Annotated in this window: 11 protein-coding genes; 2 read left to right on the top strand and 9 right to left on the bottom strand. The window is 61.8% G+C overall.

Annotated features, from left to right (window positions below; all coding sequences use genetic code 11):
• Positions 1–13 precede the first annotated feature (13 nt).
• The 4 genes from AC1DWZ_RS05710 to AC1DWZ_RS05725 form a co-directional block, all read right to left on the bottom strand.
• Positions 14–1,396 carry a hypothetical protein gene (locus AC1DWZ_RS05710; RefSeq protein WP_477167907.1) on the bottom strand — a complete coding sequence of 461 codons (1,383 nt, stop codon included), beginning with the start codon at positions 1,394–1,396 and terminating at the stop codon, positions 14–16.
• A 307-nt stretch (positions 1,397–1,703) separates the two neighbouring features.
• Positions 1,704–4,427, bottom strand: a complete 2,724-nt coding sequence (gene acnA, locus AC1DWZ_RS05715; protein ID WP_477167908.1) for an aconitate hydratase AcnA — start codon at positions 4,425–4,427, stop codon at positions 1,704–1,706.
• Positions 4,428–5,342: 915 nt separating this feature from the next.
• Positions 5,343–7,568: a sensor histidine kinase gene (locus AC1DWZ_RS05720; RefSeq protein WP_477167909.1), complete on the bottom strand. Its 2,226-nt coding sequence runs from the start codon at positions 7,566–7,568 to the stop codon at positions 5,343–5,345.
• A gap of 128 nt (positions 7,569–7,696) precedes the next feature.
• Positions 7,697–8,875: a DUF2252 family protein gene (locus tag AC1DWZ_RS05725; protein ID WP_477167910.1), complete on the bottom strand. Its 1,179-nt coding sequence runs from the start codon at positions 8,873–8,875 to the stop codon at positions 7,697–7,699.
• A 202-nt stretch (positions 8,876–9,077) separates the two neighbouring features.
• Here AC1DWZ_RS05725 and AC1DWZ_RS05730 point away from each other — a divergent pair, with 202 nt between their 5' ends.
• Both AC1DWZ_RS05730 and AC1DWZ_RS05735 read left to right on the top strand, forming a co-directional pair.
• Positions 9,078–10,070: a GlxA family transcriptional regulator gene (locus AC1DWZ_RS05730; protein ID WP_477167911.1), complete on the top strand. Its 993-nt coding sequence runs from the start codon at positions 9,078–9,080 to the stop codon at positions 10,068–10,070.
• A gap of 1 nt (position 10,071) precedes the next feature.
• Complete coding sequence (locus AC1DWZ_RS05735; protein WP_477167912.1) at positions 10,072–10,677, top strand: DJ-1/PfpI family protein; 606 nt, start codon at positions 10,072–10,074, stop codon at positions 10,675–10,677.
• Between the two features lie 180 nt (positions 10,678–10,857).
• On the opposite strand, the gene AC1DWZ_RS05740 is transcribed toward AC1DWZ_RS05735, so the two are convergent.
• From AC1DWZ_RS05740 to AC1DWZ_RS05760, 5 genes are all read right to left on the bottom strand, one after another.
• Complete coding sequence (locus AC1DWZ_RS05740) at positions 10,858–12,876, bottom strand: methyl-accepting chemotaxis protein (protein ID WP_477167913.1); 2,019 nt, start codon at positions 12,874–12,876, stop codon at positions 10,858–10,860.
• Positions 12,877–13,137: 261 nt separating this feature from the next.
• Entirely contained in the window at positions 13,138–14,088 is a 951-nt protein-coding gene (locus AC1DWZ_RS05745; RefSeq protein WP_477167914.1) for a 2-hydroxyacid dehydrogenase, read from the bottom strand.
• A complete protein-coding gene (locus AC1DWZ_RS05750) occupies positions 14,085–15,716 on the bottom strand; it encodes an ABC transporter ATP-binding protein (RefSeq protein ID WP_477167915.1) in 1,632 nt (543 codons plus the stop codon). The genes AC1DWZ_RS05745 and AC1DWZ_RS05750 overlap by 4 nt, the downstream gene beginning before the upstream one ends.
• Positions 15,713–16,768: an ABC transporter permease gene (locus AC1DWZ_RS05755; protein WP_477167916.1), complete on the bottom strand. Its 1,056-nt coding sequence runs from the start codon at positions 16,766–16,768 to the stop codon at positions 15,713–15,715. Before AC1DWZ_RS05755 ends, AC1DWZ_RS05750 begins: the two co-directional genes overlap by 4 nt.
• Entirely contained in the window at positions 16,765–17,871 is a 1,107-nt protein-coding gene (locus AC1DWZ_RS05760; protein ID WP_477167917.1) for a microcin C ABC transporter permease YejB, read from the bottom strand. The genes AC1DWZ_RS05755 and AC1DWZ_RS05760 overlap by 4 nt, the downstream gene beginning before the upstream one ends.

Genomic DNA, 17,871 nt, shown 5'->3' on the forward strand with positions numbered 1-17,871 from the left:
GGCTGCCAACACCTTACCCCATGCAGGGCTGTGCCTCATAGGCACCAAGGACGCCGCGCAGGGCGAAGTCGCGCAAGCACTCGTTTAGCACCGGCTCTTTGCCAAGATAGGTGGCGTAGAACATGTTCCACACCACGGCCAGCCGCACGACATGGAGGTCGTCGCCGATCTTCTCGACTTCAAGATGGAACAATCGCAACAGCCTCTCGTCGAAGGACTTTTGGATGGCCGCATCCGATTGCTGCACAATGAGAGTATGGACCAGCGCATGATCGACGATCAGCGGCAGGGTGATGCGGCAATGGTCCGCATTGTCCCGCAGGCGCGCAAGATCGAAGATCGTGCGGATCTTCTGCTGCTTGAGCGTATAGGCTGTCTCGGCGCCAACCGCGACGATCAGTTGCGCCTGCGCCACCCAATCGACCACCTGTAGAATCTTGTAAGGCGTTTCGATGCAGATCTGGATCGGATTGGCCGTGGCCAGGGCCTGGACGTCGGTGATGTCCAATTCGCTGAGGCGGAAATCGACGAAATCATCGATCCCCTCGATCATGTCGAGCGGATAGCTGGTGCGCATCTTTTCGGCCTTCGGGTCGGGCCGTTTCAAGGCCAGCGTTGGAAATTTGCGCAACAAGGCATCGAGGCCGACGGCGGGATTGACACCGACAAAGAACGCCATGACATAAGCCGCCGCCTGGCCGAGCGTCATGTCGCCGCCGGCATCAGCGGTCGTGCCCGCGGTCGGATCCGAGCCGATGGCGTAGAATAACGTATGGCGCAGTGTGACGACGACAGCGAGCGCCAGGGTGATCCGAACAGCGCAGAGCAAGGGGGAGAATGGCGTGAGGTCGGAATTGTTGACGCGCCGGATGAGATAGATGATCGACCAGAGATAAGCCGCCACGAAGGTAATTGATATCAGCACCAACGTGCGGTCGCCCGCCGCGGTGTCGCCGAAGCCATCCAGCAGAATGCGGAACGACATGATGCAGCGGACCGATGGAATGGCGTCGGCACAGGCGCCCTGACGCATCGTGACGATGGCAAATGTACCGATGGCGGTCAGAGCCGAAAAAACCAGCATCGCCAACAGATGGATGACCACCGTATAGATCCGCGAGACGACAACATCACGGATCTCGCGCCATGACTTTTCTTGGCCTTCCCCGCTCTGAATACCGTATTTTCGGGCCACGACCGCAAAGGCCGGATGCTCGCGCAGCGGCTTGACGATCTCGCCCATATTCTCAAGCTGGCCGCGCCGCCAACGGACCACACCGAAATGACCAATGTAGATGGTGAGCGGAATGAGGAGCGACGAGACGATCGTCACGGCGACGGCGACCGGCATATCGCCCTGATATCCCGGGAAGAACAGCTTGATGAGCTCCAACATATCTGCCCCCAATTCGTTATGCGCCTGGTCGCCGGATAGCCGTGGCGTGGGCAAAAGCCCGGTAAGCGAAAGCAATGGGTGATGTCGCAAGAAAGCGGACGCGGCCGACACGCACGGCACATCGACAGGGCTGGCGCGTTCTGAGCCGCAGCCACCTTGAGGGCCAATCGTCTATACAGTTATTTATAGAAGAATTATTATTTAATCAACAAAAAAGTGCATCGATGCTGGCAAGCATGCACGCCGGCGGCAAAACGGCCGCAGAAAGATCTTCCTGCGGCCGTCAGCTGGCGATTAACGGATGTATTTATGAAGCAGCGAGATTCCGCAGCACATAGGGCAGCACGCCGCCATGGCGGAAATATTCCACTTCCTCCGCGGTATCGATGCGGCAGGTGACGGTGATCTCCTCCGTCTTGCCGTTGGCTCGCGTGATGCGAACCGCCACATCCATGCGCGGCTTGATGTTGCCGGCTTTGCCGGGGCCGGCGAGACCCACGATGTCGAACACTTCCGACCCGTCGAGACCCAGTGACTTCCGATTCATGTCGCCCTTGAACACCAGCGGCAGGACGCCCATGCCGACAAGGTTCGAGCGATGGATGCGCTCGAAGCTCTCCACCAGCACGGCCTTGATGCCGAGCAACAGGGTGCCCTTGGCTGCCCAGTCGCGGCTGGAGCCGGTACCGTATTCTTTACCACCGACCACGACCAGCGGCACGTTCGCCTTCTGGTAACGCATGGCGGCGTCATAGATCGCCATCGGCTCGCCCGCCGGCATGTAGCGTGTCACACCGCCTTCGGTGCCCGGCGCCATCTCGTTCTTCAGACGGATGTTGGCGAAGGTGCCGCGCATCATCACTTCATGATGGCCACGCCGTGCGCCGTAGGAGTTGAAGTCCGCCACCTGCACGCCCTGGCCAATGAGATACTGGCCGGCGGGGCCGTCCTTCTTGATCGAGCCCGCCGGGCTGATGTGATCGGTGGTGATGGAATCGCCCAGGATCGCCAGCGGCCGCGCGCCGCGAATGTCGCTGATGGTGCCCGGCTCCTTGGCCATGCCCTGGAAGTAGGGCGGGTTGGCGACATAGGTCGAGGCCTTGGGCCATTGATAGGTGAGGCCCTTCACGGTCTTCACCTTGCGCCAATTGGCGTCGCCCTTGAATACATCAGCATAGCGCTTCTTGAAGTCGGACAGTTTCACGGCCTTGGCGACCGTGTCGGCCACTTCCTTGGTCGTGGGCCAGATGTCCTTCAGGTAGACGGGCTTGCCCTTCTTGCCATAGCCGATCGGATCCTTGGTGATATCGATCTTCATCGTGCCGGCGAGTGCATAGACCACGCACAGCATCGGCGAGGCGAGATAGTTCGCCTTGCAATGCGGGTTGACGCGGCCTTCGAAATTGCGATTGCCCGACAGCACGGCGGCCGCCACCAGATTGCCTTTGGTGATGGCGTCGGCGATCGGTTCGGCAAGCGGCCCGGAATTGCCGATACAGGTGGTGCAGCCATAGCCGACCAGGTTGAAGCCCAATTTATCGAGTGGCTTGTTGAGGCCGGCATTCTTGAGATAGTCGGTCACGACCTGCGAACCGGGGGCCAGCGATGTCTTCACCCACGGCTTCACCGTAAGGCCAAGCTCCACCGCCTTTTTGGCGACGAGGCCGGCGCCCAGCATCACCGAGGGGTTCGAGGTATTGGTGCAGGACGTGATGGCGGCGATGACGACGGCACCGTCCTCCAGTTCCCAATCGGCACCCTTCACTGAGACGGCGCTCTCATTGCCTTTGCGGGCGAAGACATCGACCAAATTGGCCTTGAAGGTGCTGGAGACATCGGTGAGCGGTACGCGATCCTGTGGGCGCTTCGGGCCTGCCATGCTGGGTTCGACGGTGGCGATGTCGAGGCTCAAGCTGTCGGTAAAGATCGGGTCCGGGCTCTTCTTGTCGCGCCACATCCCTTGCGCCTTGGCGTATTTCTCGACCAGGGCGATGCGGTCCGCTTTGCGGCCGGTGGCCTTCAAATAGCGAATCGTCTCGGCATCCACGGGGAAGAAGCCGCAGGTGGCGCCATATTCCGGCGCCATGTTGGCGATGGTGGCGCGGTCCGTCAGGCTGAGGTCATCGAGGCCGGGGCCATAGAATTCGACGAACTTGTTGACGACGCCCTTCTTGCGCAGCATCTGCGTGACAGTCAGCACGAGGTCGGTCGCCGTGGTGCCTTCGCGCAGCTTGCCGGACAGCTTGAAACCGACCACTTCGGGAATGACCATCGAGATCGGCTGGCCGAGCATGGCCGCTTCCGCTTCGATACCACCCACACCCCAGCCCAATACGGCAAGGCCGTTGACCATGGTGGTGTGGCTGTCGGTGCCGACGAGCGTATCGGGATAGGCGACTGTCTTGGCGGCCACCTTCTTGCCCTTCACCGTGGAGGCTGGTTCCTTGAGCGTCCAGACGACTTGGGCGAGATTTTCGGTATTCACCTGATGGCAGATGCCTGTTCCCGGCGGCACGACCCGGAAATTGTCAAAGCCCAGCGAGCCCCAGCGCAGGAACTCATAGCGTTCGCCATTGCGTTCATATTCGAGATCGACATTCTTCTTGAAAGCGCCGGGGCCGGCGAAGAAATCGACCATCACCGAATGGTCGATGACGAGATCGACCGGCGAGAGCGGATTGATCTTCTTCGGATCGCCGCCCAATTTGACCATCGCATCGCGCATGGCGGCGAGATCAACCACGGCCGGGACGCCGGTGAAATCCTGCATCAGCACGCGGGCCGGGCGGTAGGCGATCTCGCGGTCGGAGCGCTTGTCCTTGAGCCACTTCTTGACCGCCTGGATGTCCTTCACCGTGACGCTGCTGCCATCTTCGTAGCGCAGCAGGTTCTCCAGCAGCACCTTCATCGAATTGGGCAGGCGCGAGAGGTCGCCCAAGGTCTTTTCGGCCGCCTTCAGGCTGAAATAATCATAGGATTTCGACCCGACCTTCAGGCTTTTGCGGGTCTTCAGACTGTTTAATGCTGGCACGGAACCACTCCCAGTTTGCGGCGCAAGATGAGCGACCCCACTCCCTGGTGCAGCGCGTTCGCGCGACCCGGCTGCAATATGCGGCTGGCAAGATGGGCCGACCGCCCAGGCTAGCAGGACATAAAACCTATAACCGACCTCGATCAGCGATCCGGACCTCGCTCTTGAACAAGATACCGGCGGCAAGGATCGAGTCGAATGCGGCGTAATTTACCATGAAGCCCCCGGTCCAGCGAGTGGCAAAGGATCGCAAAGTCCCGGATTTCCAAGGGAAATCCAGTAGATCGCTGCGGGAAAGGCCTTTGCCGTTAGACTGGCACGTTAGCTCTTGAGTTAACGTGGTTTAGATGAATTTTTAGCTAACCGAGAGACGGAATTTCCATGCTCTACCCACAGGAAATGTTGGCCTGGGCAAAGGCTACAGGACCCTCTTCAGCCCGATCGGGATCACTGCCCAGTGCGGCCAATTCCTTATTCTTGCCACATTCCCGTCCTAAACGGGACACAGGGCAAGTTGAGAGTGCCGTTCAGGACGTGAAGGCCATCCCCCTTTCCGTCCTATTGCGACCCTGGTGAATGGTCGGCCCATTCGCCCGGATGCCCCTCGAAGGGTTCCTTCTGACCGGTGCCCGCGCGCCGAGCAGCGGAACCCAGGCCGAGAACCGCGCCAGTCCCTACCCCCGAATGGCGCGGTGTGAAGGGCAGGCTGCCGCGCGCCATCCCCATCCCCCGGCGCGCGGCGCCGCCTTCTTAAGGCGGACCGCGTGCCTGTTGTTGATCCATGGGCCGCGCGGCGCCGCCTTCTTAAGGCAGTGACGAGTTTTTAGTTTCCTGGTTTTGCAACCGCCACACTGCACCGCGCACCTCACCCGAGGTAGCGCGGTTCTTTTTTGTGCGGTCGCATTCTTTGAGGTGCTATTCGGCGGCGCTGCGCGCTTCCTTGTCGCCTACCCATTTGTCGTCAATGAGAGGCAGGTGCAGGGTCACGATGGTCCCCTGCCCGACTTCGCTTTCCAGATGGAACGAGCCACCGGACAAGGCGGTGAGCGATTTCACGATCGGCAGCCCCAGGCCTGTTCCGGATTGCCGGCGCTGGTGGGCGCCGTCCACCTGCACGAAAGGCTTCAGTACTTCCGGGATGTCGGCCTTGGCGATGCCGATGCCGGTATCCTTGATCTGGATCTCGGCCTTGTTCGCATCGAGCCGCCGCGCCACCAGGTCGACCGAACCATCCTTGGGCGTGAATTTCACGGCGTTGGAAACGAGGTTGGTGACGATCTGCTTCATGACGCGCAGATCAGCCAGCAGCGGCGGCAGGTCGGGCGCCACCTCGGCCCGCAATTGCACACCGGCATTCTTGGCACGCTCGCGCATCAGCGTCATGGCGGAATCGAAAATATCGGTAACGGCAACCGCTTCCGGATGCAATTCCATCTTGCCGGCCTCGATCTTCGAAAGATCGAGAATATCGTTGATGAGCGAGAGCAGCATCTTGCCGCTGTCGAGAATATCCTTGGCATAGCCGCGATATTTCGGCGTCCCCAGCGGCCCGAACAATTCCATCTTCATGACATCGGAAAAGCCGATGATGGCATTGAGCGGTGTGCGCAGCTCATGGCTGACATTGGCGAGGAATTCAGATTTGGCACGGTTGGCGAGTTCCGCCTGGTTCTTGGCCTCGCGCAGATTTTCTTCGGACCGGATGCGTTGCGTCACGTCGCTGACGATGCCAACGAACTGCACGATGCGCCCCTGCGGGTCGGCAATCGGGCTGATCGACAATTCGTTCCAGAAGGTGCGGCCGTCCTTCCGATAGTTGCGCAAGGTGACACTGACCGGCCGCTGCTGTGCCAGTGCCCGGCGCAGGCGGTCGAGGGCTTCCGGATCGGTGTCGCGGCCTTGCAGGATGCGGCAGTTGCGGCCGATCATTTCTTCCGCCGGATAGCCGGTGATGCGGCTGAACGCGGCATTGACGAAAGTCACCGGATGTTCGGGCTTGGTTGCGTCGCAGATGAGAATGCCGGTCGAGACGGATCCCACAGCGGTTGCCAGCACTTCGTTGCGTTGGGCGAGTTCCGTCAGCCGGCTTTCCCGGCCCTTGATCGCCGTGACGTCAGTCATCAGGCGCAGGGTGCCGCCATCGGCAGTCTTCGATTCAATCACCAGCAGGGTGCGATCGTCGGGACCCGGGATTTCGACGCGCCAAGGTAGCTGCCGGTGACGCACCAGATGATCGGCGATGAGCGCTTCAGGATCTGCCGTCGCGGCATCACCCTGCGCTGGCTGTCCGCGCAGCACGTTGGCCCGCACCAGGTCGCCATAGGTAGCGCCGATCACCAGCATTTCGGCAACCAGTGGATTGAGCCGGCGATAGGTGGCGTTGCAGGCGACCAGCCGGTCCGCGGCGTCGAACACCGCCACGCCTTCCGGCAGATCGGCGATGGTGCGGCTGATGAGCGGGGCGGCCTTCAGTTCCTCCTGCTCCAACCGCGCGCGGCGATCCAATTGTGCGGCAGCGGCGGCAACAGAGTCGGCATCAAGCAAGCGGATCATGCCGATGAGCGCCGGTCCTTGCATCAGGAAGGCCAGCAACGTCACCGCCATGCTGACGAGTGGTGTGCCAGCGGATGCCGTGGCAAGTCCCGCCGGGATCAGCAGCAAAGCCGGGAGATAGGCAAGGAGCGCAAAGCGCTGCTCGGCGCGCAAACCGCGCCAGCGCTGCAGCAGCGCAGGCAGAGAGATTGCGGCCAGCAGGGCAAAGCCGCTGACGATGCCGCCCGGCCAGGAGAGCACCGGCATGGCGCCCAGTGCCAGCACAATGGCGGCGATGCGGCCGAGCAGCGGGTCAAGCCGCAAGGCGGCCAGCAGCGGCAGCAGGAAGGGTGCCATGAGATAGGCTGTGTCGCGCCACAATGGCAGGGGTTCGGCCCCCAGGGTGACGCCGAGCCGGGCGAGGGCCAGACCCATGAGGATGAGCGCGCCGAAGGCAAGACCTGCACCAGCGCGTCCCAGCCGGCCAAAACCACGCCACCCCAAAAGCCCGAGCAAGCGGAAGCCGGCGACCAAGCTGAGCGCCAAGGCGAGATTCATGAGCCCCAAAGTCGGAGCCGCCGTGAGCGTCGATACGGTGCCGTCGATCACTGTCGGTCTCTTTCCAGGATCAGCTGAGGGTCACCAGGGATGGGGGACCTTATACCCAGGTCCGCAATATGGAGCAATCATTGTAATATCAAGCATTTGAGGCAATTTTTCGCAGTCCCCAAAATCCCTCAATTTTGGGCTGAACAAAATGCATGCCAGTCCACGTCGGCAGCCCTGGCGGCCGAATCGGCGAGCGCCAAAAGGGGCGTTGCGCATTTTTTGATCCAGTCCTTGGCCGATGCCCACTCCATGAGATCGTCGATGGTGGCGCCACCCCGCCAGCCGCTGGCCCGCAGCTGTGCCCAGGCGATGAGATCGCCCATGGCGCCGATCGCCTCTTCGCGCCGCGTCGCGTCGCCGGCGAGATGCACCACTTCCAGCTTGTCCTGGTCCGGCTGCAATTCGCGGAAGGTGAAAGCGGTTCTGCCGATCAGAATATCGGTGAGAAAGGCGGGGGCGGCCGCCTGCAGATGATATTCGATCTTCACCACGCGCTGTGCCTCGTTGGCGAAGGCCGGCTGCTTGTGCTTCGCTTTGACCAGCGCCGTGACCAGGGCGGAGCCCGGCTGTGACTTGAGATCGATGAGCGCCTGGCCTTCCTTGCCGCCATTGCCCTTGATCAGCACGACATAACGCGGGCGGCCGAGCGCGCCGAGGCCGGCAACGCGCTGCGCCACATCCTGTACCTCGAAGAAGCCGGGATGGGCGCGCTTGCGGGCAAAGCGGTCCATGGCGGCGATGACATTTGCCGCTTCCTGCTTGCCAAGCTTGATGGCCTTGCCGCTATCGAAACGCAGGCGCCGCTTGCCGTCCTTGAGGACGGTCCGCTTTTCCAGAAGATCGGATTGGCTGCGGCGCTCCAGGTCGCCAAGGAGGTCGCCGATGGCGCCGCGCGCTGTGCGGCGCTCCAGCCAGCGCGGCTTGCCATCGGCAAGGGCCGCGCGATACTGCGCAAGACCATGGGCCGCCAGTGCTTTGGCATCCTTCCGGGAAATGCCCAGTTCCGGCGCCGCCAGAATGATGCCCGTTGCAAAGCGCATGAGGTCGATAACCGCCGGGCCAAGCGCCGCATCATCGAAATCGCCGATGTCGAAATAGGTCAGGCGATTGTCGCCGCGATAGGTGCCGAAATTCTCAAGATGCATGTCGCCATTGAGCCAGACCGGCGGCGCCTCGATCGCCAGCAGCGGCTTCAGCCAGCGCGCATAGAAAAGATCGCCCGTGCCGCGAAACCAGGCAAAGGCCGATTGCATCATCTTCTGGCGTTTGAGGGCGAGCAGGTCGCGCTGGATGTCTTTGCGTTTCATGAGCGAACTATGCCCGGCATCGGGATGGATCGCCAGCCTCTGATCGTTCGGCATTCATCAAAATCGTCATGGTCCGCGGAGGATGTCGATAAGGCCGGGCTAAGATGCGATCATATGGCAGAAAATGATTGTTGAATGTCATTACTGCCATACTGGTTCGCGCGCAGGATGGCCGCAGGTTTGATGAAGCGAGGGTCCCGCCATGGCCGCACAGGCACGCCGCAGGCAGATACGGCAGATCGTGATGCTGATCTATCCGCAGGCGCATCTCCTCGATATTTCGGGGCCGATGTCGCTGTTTGCGGCAGCCAATGACTTTGCCGGCTACCGGGCCTATGAGGTCAGCCTCGCTGCCCCGGAGGCCGGCATGGTGGAAACCTCGTCGGGTCTTCACATGCTGGCGACGCGGAAGATCGGCGGGACGCTGCCCGGCATCGACACCTTGCTGGTGGCGGGCGGGATCGGCGTCGATGCCGTGCTGGGCGAGCGCAAGGTGATGAACTGGCTGCGGCGGCAGGCGCCGCATTGCCGGCGCGTCGCATCGGTGTGCAGCGGTGCGCTGCTGCTGGCGGAAGCGGGCCTCCTTGATGGGCGCCGCGCCGTCACCCATTGGGAACGCTGCGACCGTATGGCCGCCGACTATCCCCGCATCACGGTCGAGCAGGACCCGATCTTTGTCCGCGACGGCAAATTCTATTCCTCGGCCGGCATCAGTGCCGGCATGGATCTGGCCCTGGCCTTGATCGAGGAGGATTTGGGCAGCGCGGTGGCAAGCGATCTGGCGCGGGAATTCGTGCTCTATATGCGAAGGAGCGGTGGTCAGGCGCAGTTCAGCCCGGCCTTGAAGGCGCAGAACACACCGCCCGGCAAGATCGCCGGCCTGCAGACCTGGATTCTTGCCCATCTGCAGCTACCGCACAGCGTCGAGGATCTTGCCGCCCGTGCGGCCATGAGCCCGCGCCATTTCGCGCGCCGATTCGCGGAAGAAACCGGCATGACGCCAGCTGCTTTCGTGACCGCCGCACGGGTCGATGCGGCCCGCCAGGCCCTGGCTGCTGGCGAAGAGAATATCGATGTTGTCGCGGCGCGCCTCGGCTTTGGCAATGCCTTGCGCCTGCGAAGGTCCTTTCAGCGTCACCTGGCCGTGACGCCCAGCCAGTTCCGCACCCATTTTCAAACCTCGGGAGTTGCCTGACATGACCGCTCAACAGAAGACCGTCGCCCTGCTGCTGTTCCCGGAGGTCGAAGTGCTCGACTTTGCCGGCCCGTTCGAGGTCTTTTCGGTCGCCGCGCAATCCGTCGATCCGGCCCCCTTCCACGTCGTGACCGTCGCGGCATCGCGCGCGCAGCTGACCGCCATCGGCGGTCTCAAAGTGGTGCCGGATCATGATCTCGATAGCTGCCCGCAGGCCGATGTCGTGCTCGTCCCCGGCGGCAATGGCAGCCGCAAGGCGATGCGTGACGACAAGATCATGGCATGGTTGGCGCGTCAGGCAGCAGGTGCTGAGATCGTGGCCAGCATCTGCACCGGTGCGTTACTGCTGGGCAAGCTTGGGCTTCTCGACGGCTTGCGCGCCACCACACATTGGAGCGCCATCGGCGAGCTGCAGGCGCTCAGCGACAAGATCGATGTGCAGCCGCAAGCCCGCTTCGTCGACAATGGCAAATACCTGACCTCTGGCGGCATCACCGCCGGCATCGACATGTCGCTCTATCTGGTGAAGCGGCTGGGCGGCCAGGCGCTGGTCGATCTCGTCATCCGCGAGATGGAATATGACTGGCGGCTGCAGGCGGCTGGGTGAGAGTCAGTTGCCAGGCCACTTAGGTTAGCCTCGCCCCTTTGGAGAGAGGCCGCGCGCAAAGCGCGCGGGTGAGGGGGCTTTCTATCCACAAGACCGATAAGCCGCCCCTCACCCCCACCCTCTCCCCGCTATCGCGGGGCGAGGGAGCGAACGAGACCGACATGCTCACCGGTCAACCTCTTAAATCGCCCGCACCTGGGCGATGAACTGGCCGACTTCGTTGTTGAGGGTGTTGGATTGCTGGCCCAGTTCCGTGGCAGCCCCCAGCACCTGGCCCGCGGCCTTGCCGGTTTCGCCGGCCGCGTGGGTGACGCCCTGGATATTGCCGGAGACTTCGGTGGTGCCCTGGCTCGCCTGCTGAACGTTACGGGCGATTTCCGAGGTGGCTGCCGACTGTTGTTCGACCGCCGTCGCTATGGTGTTGGAGATCTGGCTGATCTCCTCGATCACGCTGGCGATGCCTTGGATCGCGGTCACCGATTCTTCGGTCGCGTTCTGGATCTCGCTCACCTTGGCGCTGATTTCCTCGGTCGCCTTTGCAGTCTGCGATGCGAGGTTCTTGACCTCCGATGCCACAACAGCAAAGCCGCGGCCAGCTTCACCGGCGCGCGCCGCTTCGATCGTGGCGTTGAGGGCGAGCAAGTTGGTCTGCGCCGCGATCTCGGAGATGAGGCGCACCACGTCGCCAATCGCCTGGGCCGAGATGGCAAGACCCTGGACCTGGCTGTTGGTGTGGGCGGCCTGTTGCACGGCTTTTTGCGCGATGCTGGTCGATTGGCTGACCTGGCGGCCGATTTCCGAGATCGAGGAGGTGAGTTCCTCGGTCGCTGCCGCCACCGTCTGCACGTTGGCTGTTGCCTGTTCGGCTGCCACCGCCACGGCATTCGATTGCTGGTTGGTTTCTTCCGCCGTGGCACTCATCGATTGTGCCGAGTGCTGGAGATCGCCGGAAGCCGCCGAGAGCGAGGCCACCAGATCGCCGACCTTGCCCTCGAAACCGGCAATCAGCGTTTCCAGTGCCTGGCTGCGGGCAAGCTTGGCTTCCGAGTCCCGCTTGGCGGCTTCGTCGGCAGCGCGCTGGGCCACCAGGGCGTCCTTGAACACCACGACCGTGCGCGCCATGTCGCCGATTTCATCGCGATTCTCGAGCGCTGGGATCACGACATCGAGATTGCCGCCAGCCAGGTCGCTCATGGTCGCGGTCATCGATTGTACCGGGCGCGAGATGCTGCGCCCGATCACGATGGCACAGAAGATGCCGACCGCGAGCGCAATGCCGGCAATGATCAGCATCAGCTTCAGGGCCTTTTGTACGGCCGCCGTGGTGTCGGCTGCCACCGTACCCATGGAAGTTTGCTGTGCCGCGGTGAGTTCGTTGGCCAATTCGCCGATCCGCTTGGAGGCCTTGGCCATCTTGTCGTTGATGAGCTTGTTGAGATCGATCGCCAACGTCCGGAGTTCGCTCAGCGTCGACGAATATTTCTGCATCGTCTGGGCGGCCCCTTGCGCCGCGAGACGCTGCGGTGCCAGCTTGAGCTTGCTCTGCAGTGCTGCAATGCTGGACGAGAAGATCAAGACCGAGCGGCCGGACTGCTCGATATATTTCGGATCCTTGGTGGAGACGAAACGTTCCGCGGCGATGCGCGCGGTCAGCAGCTTTTCCTCAGCCTGGCCGGCATAGGCTGCAACCTGAAAGTCGCTGCTGGACAAGGAGGCGGTTACGATATCGGACATGAACTTGGTGGCTTTGAGGCCGAGGTCGCCGAGCTCGTCATTCTGCAGCCAGTCGCGGTCGCTCTTCATCTTGACCGCGTCCTCGAAATCCTTGTTGTAGCTGTCGAGTAGTCCCAGCATCTCGTCATACTTCTGCCGCTGCTCGTCCGAGGTGATCGCAGCCTGCTGGGCGGTCAGTGTCTCTTTCAGGCTTGGCAGCAGGCGGCGCACTTCCTGGAGCGCTTCCGGCGAGTTGTCGCGGATGAAGTCCATGACGTTGCGGCGGAGCGAGACGACGTCGCGATCGACCTGCTGGGTGGCAATCGCACTGTTGGCCATGCTGGTGAAGCCGCCGAAGCTGGAGCGGGCGGTGGTCAGGGCGAAATAGCTGAAGCCCAGCACGGCCACCAGAACCGCCAGAACAATCACGAAGCCGAAGGTGATCCGGCTGCCGATACGCAAGCGAGCCAGGGCAGAGTGCAACATGCGAGAACCCTATCGTCTGATGTTTCCCCATCGCACGTCCGGACGTAAGCCGGATCGCGCCACCTGATTTTCTTCAGGACTCCTGATTTTTTTCAGGAAAACATAAATAACAGGTTACCGTTTTGGGCTTTGAGTCACATTTTCATGTGCTGAGCCTATCCAATTTCGTCATGCCCGGACTTGGTCTGGGCATCCATACGCCCGCTGCCGTGGCGGATTCCCGGCCTTCTCCCAGGGAGGGCGATGCCATTGGAACCTGATTTAGTAGCCGCGGGACCGGTCAGCCACATGTTGGAGGGGTAGACCGGCCCTGGCACGGCCGATCTGGCGGCTGATTTCGACAAGGCCGCTCACCGGATTGGTGTCGCTGGCATTGTGCGGGGTGACAAAGATTCGTGGGTGCGACCAGAAGGGATGGTCTGCCGTCAGCGGTTCCTGGGCAAAGACATCGAGGCTCGCCGCCAGCAACTGCCCCGAGTCGAGGGCCGGGATGAGGTCGCCTTCCACCAGATGCCCGCCACGGCCGACATTGATGAGAGAGGCCCCCTTTTTGAGCCTGGCGAAGAGATCGGCCCGCAGGATGCCTTGGGTCTCTGGCGTAAGCGGCAGCAGGCAGATGAGGATATCGAGCCCGTCGAGAAAGGCGGGCAGCTCACCTTCACCGGCAAAGCTCTCGATCCCCGGCACCGCCTTGCGGCTCCTGGCCCAGCCTCGCACGGGAAAGCCGAACTCGGTCAGCACCTTTCCGGCGGCAACGCCGAGGGCGCCCAACCCCAGGATGCCGATCTGCCGGTCCCAGGCGGCGGGGTACCAATGCGGCGCCCAGCGGCCCTCGGCCTGTGCCTCTTCCAGCTCCCAGATACGGCGGTGATGGCGCAGCACCTGCCACAGCACATATTCGCTCATGCCTTGGGTGAGGCCGGGTTCGACCATGCGGACAATGGGAATGTCAGGGGGCAGTTCGGGGTTGGCAAGCAGGCGCTCGACGCCGGCTCCAAAGCAGAACACGGCCTTCAAGTCCGGCATCGCGGCGGGCAGGCCTGGCACCGGGCGCCACATCATCAGGTAGCTGATGCCGCCAAGGTCCTGACCCCCAGGATTCTGATTCGGCCGGTAGGGCACAAGCTCGAGGTCCGGCAGCGTCGCCGCGGCCTCCGCGAACAGGCCCTCATATTCATCGGCGCCGGCGAAGAGCAGCTTGGCCCGGCTCATTGCCGCACCGTGCCAAGGTCGCGGGCTTCGTGATGGAGGGCGGCCGACAGCAGCGCCTGCGTGTAGGGCTCGCGCGGCCGTTCGAACACGTCGGCGGCAGCCCCGCTTTCCACGACACGGCCCTGCTTCAACACCATGACACGATGGCTCATCGCCCTTATCACCCTGAGATCATGCGAGATGAACAGATAGCCAAGCCGATGGCGCCGTTGCAAGTCCCGCAGCAGGTCGACGATCTGCGCCTGCACCGACATGTCGAGGGCCGAGGTCGGCTCATCGAGCACGATGAGCTTCGGCTTCAGGATGAGGGCACGGGCAATGGCGATGCGCTGGCGCTGGCCACCGGAGAATTCATGGGGGTAGCGGTGCCGTGTCTCTGGATCCAGCCCTACTTCCTGCAGGGTTTCGATCACGATCTCCTCGCGCTCGGCGGCATCCCGGCCGATATCGTGAATGCCAAGCCCCTCCGCCACGATCTCACCGATCGAGAAACGCGGGCTCAATGAACCGAACGGGTCCTGGAACACGATCTGCATTTCGCGGCGCAGCGGCCGCATCTCGCCCCGGTCCAGCTGGTCGATGCGCCGGCCGTTGAACTGGATCAGGCCCTCGCTGTTGATGAGGCGCAGCAGTGCCAGCCCCAGCGTGGTCTTGCCCGACCCCGATTCGCCGACGATGCCCAGCGTTTCACCTTCGTGCAGCTGCAGCGAGGCGTCGATGAGGGCCGGCACATAATCGACCACGCGGCGGAACACGCCCTGCTTGATCGGAAAGCGGACGGAGAGCTTGTCTGTACGCAGCAATTCCGGCGCGGCCTTGGCCAGCGGCTCGACGCTGCCCTTGGGTTCGGCCGCCAGCAGATGCCGGGTATAGGCATGCTGCGGCTGGTCGAACACGGTGGCCGTTTCGCCTTGTTCGACGATATGGCCTTGTTGCATCACCGCGACGCGGCTGCTGAATTTTCGCACCAGCCCCAGATCGTGGGTGATGAGCAGAATTGCCATGCCGAGGCGCTGCTGCAGATCCATCATCAAATTCAGGATCTGCGCCTGGATGGTGACATCGAGCGCTGTCGTGGGCTCATCGGCGATGAGAAGATCGGGTTCGTTGGCGAGCGCCATGGCGATCATCACGCGCTGACGCTGGCCACCCGACATTTCGTGGGGAAAAGCTTTCAGTTTCTGCGGCGCATTGTCGATCTTGACCAGCTCCAGGAGTTCCAGCGCGCGCTTGCGGGCCGCCGTCTCGGAGACCGGCTTATGGAGCTGGATGGTTTCCACCAGCTGCCGCTCGATCCGGTGCAGCGGATTCAAGGACAACGTCGGCTCCTGGAAGATCATGGCGATGCGCCCGCCGCGGATCTGGCGCAGGCGGTCCAGGGGCATCTGCAGCAGATCCTCCTGCCGGCCGTCCGTCATCGCAAAGCGGATGGTGCCCGCCGGGTGCGAGGCCACGGGATAGGGCAGCAGGCGCAGGATCGAGAGTGCCGTCACCGACTTCCCCGAGCCCGATTCACCCACCAGCGCCAACGTCTCGCCCTTCCCAATGGCAAGATTGACCCCCTCGACGACAACCCGCGCACCAAAGGCGACGGACAGGTTCTCGATTTCCAGCAAAGGCTCACTCATTGTGCGCTGCCTTTGCGCGGATCAAAGGCGTCGCGAATCGCCTCGCCAATGAAGATCAGTAGGATCAGCATCACGCCGATCACAAGGAATCCGGTGATACCAAGCCATGTTGCCGCCAGATTCTCCTTGCCCTGCGACAACAACTCGCCGAGCGAAGGCGAGCCGGGCGGCAACCCAAACCCCAGGAAGTCGAGGGAAGTCAACGCCGCCACGGAGCCGCTGAGGGTGAACGGCAAGTAGGTCAAGGTGGCGACGAGGGCGTTAGGCAGAATGTGGCGCGTGATGATGCGCCAATCGCCCAAGCCCAGGGCCTTTGCCGCCCGCACATATTCGAGATTGCGCGCACGCAGAAATTCGGCACGCACCACGCCAATCGGCCATGTCCAGCGAAACAGGAGCAACAATCCGAGCAGCGACCAGAAACCTGGAATGATGATGGCGGAAAAAATGATGAGGATGTAAAGCGTCGGCAGACTCTCCCAGATTTCCAAGAATCTTTGCGCGAGAAGGTCGACCCAACCGCCAAAATATCCCTGCGCTGCACCGGCGAGAACGCCTACGACGGTGGTGAATACCGTCAGCAACAGACCGAACAGTACGGAAATGCGGAATCCATAGATGACGCGCGCCAGGACATCGCGTGCTTGATCGTCGGTCCCCAGCCAATTGATCCCATCTGGCGGCGTTGGCGCCGGTCCTGGCAGATTTGTCATGACCGTGTCGTAGGAAAAAGGAATCGGTGGCCACAACATCCAGCCGCCGCCTTGCGCAACCCGTTCCTTGAGGAATTCGCCCGTGAAATCGGCGGTGAGGCCCGCAACACCGCCGAACACCTCTTCACCGTAATCATGAAACACGGGCCAATAGAATTTGTCTTGATAGGAAATCAGGATTGGTCGGTCATTGGCGATGAATTCCGCCGGCAAGCTGAGACCAAAGAGAATAAGGAAGATGATCAGCGACCAGAAGCCCCTCCGGTTGGCGAGAAAGTTACGCCAGCGCCGAGCAGTAATAGGCGCCACCTTGACGCCCAATATCCAATGCCGGCTCATAGCTCACGCGCCTCAAAATCGATGCGTGGGTCGACCAGCATATACATGATGTCACCGATCAGGCCCATGACGAGACCCATCAAGGTGAAGATGTAGAGAGTGGCGAACATGATCGGATAGTCGCGATTGATGGCCGCCTCGTAGCCGAGCAGGCCCAACCCGTCGAGCGAGAAGATGATTTCGATCAGCAAGGCGTCGGCAAACAGGATGCCGATGATGGCGCTGGGGAAACCGGCAATCACGATCAGCATGGAATTGCGAAAGACATGGCCATAGAGGACACGGTGGTCCGTCAAGCCCTTTGCCCGCGCCGTTGTCACATATTGTAGATGGATCTGGTCCAGAAAGGAGTTCTTTGTGAGAAATGTGAGGCTTGAGAAACCGCCGACGACCATCGCGACAATGGGCAACGTCATGTGCCAGAGATAATCGAGCGCTTTGCCGAGCAGCGTCAGTTGGTCCCAATCATCGGATACCAGCCCGCGGATGGGAAAGAAACTCCAATAGCTTCCGCCCGCAAAAAGTACCACCAGCAGAATCGCAAATAGATAACCGGGAATGGCACTCCCTGCGATAATCGCGGTACTGGTCCAGAAATCGAAAGGCGATCCATCGCGCAGCGCCTTGGCGATGCCCAGAGGTATGGATATCCCGTAGACGATCAGCGCGGTCCAGATGCCGATGGAGATCGACACTGGCATCTTCTCTATGACGAGGTCGACCACTGGCCGCCCCTTGAAGAAGCTCTTGCCGAAATCGAAGGTGAGATAGCTCTTCATCATCATGAGGAACCGCTCATGCATCGGCTTGTCGAAGCCGTACATGCGTTGGATCTCAGCAATGAATTTTGGATCGAGCCCGCGGGCGCCGCGATACTGGTCGTTATTGTCGCCGGGCGAAGTTTGCTTCTGCGATCCTGCCATCACCTCACCACCACCCCCGGTGATGCGTGCGGTGGAATCGATCGCGGTGCCGCGCAATTTCGCAATGGTCTGTTCTACCGGCCCGCCCGGGGCTGCCTGAATGATGATGAAATTGATCACCATGATCCCGAGCAGAGTGGGGATCATCAGCAGCAGGCGGCGGATGATGTAAGCGATCAT

The sequence above is a fragment of the Dongia sp. P2_B8 genome (assembly GCF_056404715.1).

Bases quoted from the DNA above. Each gene is read 5' to 3' on its own strand.
- AC1DWZ_RS05760 (WP_477167917.1), bottom strand. From the start codon at position 17,871: ATGATCGCTTACATCATCCGCCGCCTGCTGCTGATGATCCCCACTCTG.
- AC1DWZ_RS05740 (WP_477167913.1), bottom strand. From the start codon at position 12,876: ATGTTGCACTCTGCCCTGGCTCGCTTGCGTATCGGCAGCCGGATCACC.
- AC1DWZ_RS05735 (WP_477167912.1), top strand. From the start codon at position 10,072: ATGACCGCTCAACAGAAGACCGTCGCCCTGCTGCTGTTCCCGGAGGTC.
- AC1DWZ_RS05755 (WP_477167916.1), bottom strand. From the start codon at position 16,768: ATGAGCCGGCATTGGATATTGGGCGTCAAGGTGGCGCCTATTACTGCT.
- AC1DWZ_RS05745 (WP_477167914.1), bottom strand. From the start codon at position 14,088: ATGAGCCGGGCCAAGCTGCTCTTCGCCGGCGCCGATGAATATGAGGGC.
- AC1DWZ_RS05750 (WP_477167915.1), bottom strand. From the start codon at position 15,716: ATGAGTGAGCCTTTGCTGGAAATCGAGAACCTGTCCGTCGCCTTTGGT.
- AC1DWZ_RS05730 (WP_477167911.1), top strand. From the start codon at position 9,078: ATGGCCGCACAGGCACGCCGCAGGCAGATACGGCAGATCGTGATGCTG.
- AC1DWZ_RS05710 (WP_477167907.1), bottom strand. From the start codon at position 1,396: ATGTTGGAGCTCATCAAGCTGTTCTTCCCGGGATATCAGGGCGATATG.
- AC1DWZ_RS05725 (WP_477167910.1), bottom strand. From the start codon at position 8,875: ATGAAACGCAAAGACATCCAGCGCGACCTGCTCGCCCTCAAACGCCAG.